Origin of the sequence: Pseudomonas sp., from assembly GCF_050739655.1 — a bacterium.
Classification (GTDB): Bacteria; Pseudomonadota; Gammaproteobacteria; order Pseudomonadales; family Pseudomonadaceae; genus Aquipseudomonas.
Genome location: NZ_JBOIBY010000641.1, coordinates 1 through 1,043, shown reverse-complemented (window position 1 = coordinate 1,043; position 1,043 = coordinate 1). Strand labels below are relative to the sequence as shown.

General features: G+C 58.1%; 1 protein-coding gene. It reads left to right on the top strand.

What is annotated here, in order from left to right; all coding sequences use genetic code 11:
* Positions 1-112: 112 nt before the first annotated feature.
* A complete protein-coding gene (trxA, locus tag ACRESJ_RS30775; protein WP_431761271.1) occupies positions 113-985 on the top strand; it encodes a thioredoxin in 873 nt (290 codons plus the stop codon).
* Positions 986-1,043: the final 58 nt, after the last annotated feature.

Genomic DNA, 1,043 nt, shown 5'->3' with positions numbered 1-1,043 from the left:
GCCTTCGGCAGCTCCTACATTGGAATGTGTTTCCCTGTAGGAGCTGCCGAAGGCTGCGATCTTTTGCGCCAGCCCTTATAGTGAGCAGATTCACGCTTTTACGAGATCTCCCATGAGTCAGCAAACGCCGTACATCTTCGACGCCACGACTGCCGATTTCGACCAGTCGGTGATCGAGAACTCTTTCCACAAACCGGTGCTGGTGGATTTCTGGGCCGAATGGTGTGCGCCCTGCAAAGTGCTGATGCCGATGCTGCAGACCATCGCCGAGAGCTATCAGGGCGAGCTGTTGCTGGCCAAGGTCAACTGTGACATCGAGCAAGACATTGTCGCCCGCTTCGGTATTCGCAGCCTGCCGACCGTAGTGTTGTTCAAGGATGGCCAGCCTGTGGACGGCTTTGCCGGCGCACAACCGGAATCCGCCGTGCGTGCCCTGCTCGAACCCCATGTGCAGATGCCGCCACCAGCCGCCGCCGACCCGTTCGAACAGGCTCAGGCGCTGTTTGACGACAGTCGTTTTGCCGACGCCGAAGCCCTGCTCAAAGTGATTCTTGGCGAAGACAATACCAACGCCAAGGCTCTGATCCTCTACGCGCGCTGCCTGACTGAACGCGGTGAGCTGGGCGACGCGCAAGCCGTGCTCGACTCGGTCAAGAGCGACGAGCACAAGGCCGCCCTGGCTGGCGCCAAGGCGCAGATCAAGTTTCTTGGCCTGGCCAAGGACTTGCCCGATGCCGCTGACCTGAAGGCACGTCTGGCGAAAGATCCGTTGGACGATGAAGCGGTGTATCAGCTTGCAGTCCAGCAATTGGCCCGTCAGCAGTACGAAGCAGCACTGGATGCATTGCTCAAGCTGTTCATCCGCAACCGCAGTTACAGTGAAGGCTTGCCGCACAAGACCTTGCTACAAGTGTTCGAACTGCTGGGCAATGATCATCCGCTGGTGAGCACGTACCGTCGCAAGTTGTTTGCTGCGCTTTATTAAGATCAAAAGATCGCAGCCTTCGGCAGCTCCTACATGGGAATGTGGTTCCCTGTAGGAG

What these genes read in the sequence shown, in the direction of transcription:
- trxA (WP_431761271.1), top strand. Translation starts at nt 113, where the DNA reads ATGAGTCAGCAAACGCCGTACATCTTCGACGCCACGACTGCCGATTTC.